The 3,298-nt window shown below is 69.6% G+C and carries 3 protein-coding genes and 1 pseudogene; all 4 read right to left on the bottom strand.

The genetic code is table 11. The features are described 5' to 3' along the window. Positions 1–179 (bottom strand): annotated as a pseudogene (locus tag HUK84_RS13150) (7-carboxy-7-deazaguanine synthase); the annotation flags it as partial. An 82-nt stretch (positions 180–261) separates the two neighbouring features. After that, positions 262–1,281 (bottom strand): biotin synthase BioB, encoded by a 1,020-nt coding sequence (bioB, locus tag HUK84_RS13145; protein ID WP_176640696.1) that lies wholly within the window; start codon positions 1,279–1,281, stop codon positions 262–264. A 125-nt stretch (positions 1,282–1,406) separates the two neighbouring features. Continuing rightward, on the bottom strand, positions 1,407–2,285 hold the full coding sequence (sucD, locus tag HUK84_RS13140) for a succinate--CoA ligase subunit alpha (RefSeq protein ID WP_176640695.1): 879 nt from the start codon (positions 2,283–2,285) through the stop codon (positions 1,407–1,409). Next, positions 2,285–3,298: ADP-forming succinate--CoA ligase subunit beta (gene sucC / locus HUK84_RS13135; protein WP_176640694.1), on the bottom strand; the 1,014-nt coding region annotated here is incomplete at its 5' end. The genes sucC and sucD, both read right to left, overlap by 1 nt.

The following is a 3,298-nucleotide window of genomic DNA, read 5'->3' as shown; positions in this document are numbered from 1 at the left end:
CCCTGGCCGTCGGTGCCCACGAAATCCGTGTCGCAGAACCGGCAGACTGCCCGCGCGCGATCGGCCTCGCGCCCCGACCAGAGATTGCATCCGGCGAAGCGGCAGAACACGGCGGCACGGCCCGCCTGCGCGCCCTCTCCCTGGAGAGTCGCGAACATCTCCTTGATGGCATACGACATGGCGGTGATTTCGGGCACCGCGCCCGTCCGCGCAAGTCCTAAATGCCCGCGCGGCATGCCGCACGGGCCGGATGGGCGGAATTCAGCCCTGGATTTCGCCCTGGGTGATGCTGGTATGCATCCCCAGCCGGGCCAGCAGGCGGGCGTCGCGGCTGGCTTCGGGGTTGGGGGTGGTCAGCAGCTTCTCGCCATAGAAGATCGAGTTCGCCCCGGCCAGGAAGCACAGGGTCTGGGCTTCGTCCGTCATGTCCTCGCGCCCGGCGGCAAGGCGGACCCGGCTGGCGGGCATGGTGATGCGGGCCGCGGCGATGATGCGGACAAAATCGATCGGGTCGACCGCCTCGGCCTGGGCCAGCGGCGTGCCGGCGACGCGGACCAGCAGGTTGATGGGCACGCTTTCGGGGTGTTTCGGCAGGCTGGCCAGGCTGGCGATCAGCCCGGCGCGATCCGTCTCGTCCTCGCCCATACCCACGATGCCGCCGCAGCAGACATTGATCCCGGCGTCGCGCACATGCGACAGCGTGTCCAGCCGGTCCTGGTAGGTGCGGGTGGTGATGATCGCCCCGTAATGCTCGGGCGAGGTGTCCAGGTTGTGATTGTAGTAGTCCAGCCCGGCATCGCGCAGGCGACGGGCCTGGCGATCGTCCAGCATGCCCAGGGTCACGCAGGTTTCCATGCCCAGCGCCTTGACGCCCTCGACCATCGCGCAGACCGTCTCGAGGTCGTGGTCCTTGGGCGAGCGCCACGCGGCGCCCATGCAGAAGCGCGCGGCCCCGGCGTCGCGCGCCGCGCGGGCTTCCTTCAGCACCGATTCGACCGCCATCAGGCGGGTGGCCTTCACGCCGTCCTCGTGCTTCGCGCTCTGCGGGCAATAGGCGCAATCCTCGGGACAGCCGCCGGTCTTGATCGACAGCAGGGTCGAGATCTGTACCTCGGTGGAATCGAAGCGCGCCCGGTGCACGCTCTGCGCCCGGAACATCAGTTCGGGGAAGGGCAGGGCGATCAGCGCCGCCACCTCGTCACGCGTCCAGTCGGTGCGCACGGGCGGCAGGGGCGAGGGAGCGTGATACGGCGATGTGGCCGTGATGACACCATCGGGCATCGGGCGGGTTCCTGGTATTCGTGACGTCGGTAGCGAGTCACGCTGTGCCACAGAAGCGGGGAGACTGTCACCCGTCCCGACCCCTTCAGGCCCCCTTCGAGCCCCGTCGGGATCGGGCGGGGCGTTCAGCGGGACGCCAGGATGCCGGCCAGGGTCCGGCCCAGCAGGGCCGGGCTGGGGGCGATGTGGATTCCCGCTTCCCGCATCGCGTCGATCTTGGCCGCCGCCGTTTCGTGCCCTCCGGTGATGACCGCGCCGGCATGGCCCATCCGCCGCCCGGGCGGGGCGGTGGCGCCGGCGATGAAGCCGACGACGGGTTTTTTGGTGCCGCTGGCGCGGATCAGGTGGGCGGCTTCGATTTCGGACGTGCCGCCGATCTCGCCGATCATGATGATCGAATCCGTATCCGGATCCTCGATGAAGCGGGTCAGGACATCGGTGAAATCCAGCCCCTTGACCGGGTCGCCGCCGATTCCCACGCAGGTGCTCTGTCCCAGCCCGGTTTCGGTCGTCTGGGCCACGGCCTCGTATGTCAGGGTGCCCGAGCGCGAGACGATTCCCACATGGCCGCGCCGGTGGATCGCGCCGGGCATGATCCCGATCTTGCATTCATCCGGCGTGATGATGCCCGGGCAGTTGGGGCCGATCAGCAGGCTGTTCGAGCGGACCAGCACCTGATGCACGCGCACCATGTCCAGCACCGGAATCCCCTCGGTGATGCAGACGATCAGCGGGATTTCGGCGGCGATCGCCTCCAGGATCGCGTCGGCGGCGCCGGCGGGCGGCACATAGATCACGCTGGCGTCGGCCCCGGTGGCCGCCCGGGCCTCGAGGACCGTGTCGAAGACCGGCAGGTCCAGATGGGTGCCGCCGCCCCGGCCCGGAGTCACGCCGCCCACCAGCCTGGTGCCGTAGGCGAGCGCCTGTTCGGAATGGAAGGTGCCCTGCGCGCCGGTGAAGCCCTGGGTCAGGACGCGGGTGCCGCGATGGACGAGGATGGACATCAGGCCGCTCCTTCCGCGCCGGTTGCCGGGGTGGTTTCTCCGCGGACCGCGGCGACGATCTTGCGCGCCGCGTCGCCCAGATCCTCGGCCGGGATGATGCGCAGGCCGGATCGCGACAGGATGTCGCGCCCCTGCGCGACATTCGTGCCGGCCAGCCGCACCACCAGCGGCACATGCAGCCCGGTATCGCGCGAGGCGGCGACGATCGCCTCGGCGATGATGTCGCAGCGCATGATGCCGCCGAAAATGTTCACCAGGATGCCGCGCACCTTGCTGTCGGACAGCAGGATGCGGAAGGCCGCGGCCACTCGTTCGCGCGTGGCGCCGCCCCCGACATCGAGGAAATTGGCCGGTTCCTCACCTTCCATCTTGATGATGTCCATCGTGGCCATCGCCAGCCCGGCGCCGTTGACCATGCAGCCGATGGTGCCGTCCAGGCCGACATAGGCCAGGCCGTGGCGCGCGGCCTCGCGCTCGCGGGGGTCTTCCTCGTTCTCGTCGCGCAGTTCCTCGAGTTCGGGGTGGCGGAACAGGGCGTTGTCGTCGAAGCTCATCTTGGCGTCCAGCGCCACCATCTCGCCCGTGCCGGTCACGACCAGCGGGTTGATTTCGACGATCGCGGCGTCCAGGGCGGTGAATGCATCATAGGCCGCGCGCAGCACCGCGGTGAAGGCGCGGATCGACTTGCCGTGCAGGTCCAGCCGGGCCGCCAGGTTGCGGGCCTGGTAGTCGGACAGGCCGGTGGCGGGGTCGATCGGTTCCTTCAGGATCCGTTCGGGGGCGGCGGCGGCCACGTCCTCGATCGCCATGCCGCCGTCCTGCGACGCGACGACGACGATCCGGCCGCAGGCGCGGTCGACCAGCAGGGAAAGATACAGTTCGCGCGCGATGTCGCATCCGGCCTCGACATACAGGCGGCGCACGATGCGGCCGGCCGGCCCGGTCTGGCGCGTGACCAGCGTGTGGTCCAGCATGGCGCTGGCCGCCTGTTCGGCTTCCTCGGGCGTGCGGGC

The sequence above is a fragment of the Nguyenibacter vanlangensis genome (genome assembly GCF_013376155.1).
GTDB classification, from domain to species: Bacteria; Pseudomonadota; Alphaproteobacteria; order Acetobacterales; family Acetobacteraceae; genus Gluconacetobacter; species Gluconacetobacter vanlangensis.
The sequence above is the reverse complement of the archived record's forward strand: the minus strand, read 5'-3'. Positions and strand labels throughout refer to the sequence as shown.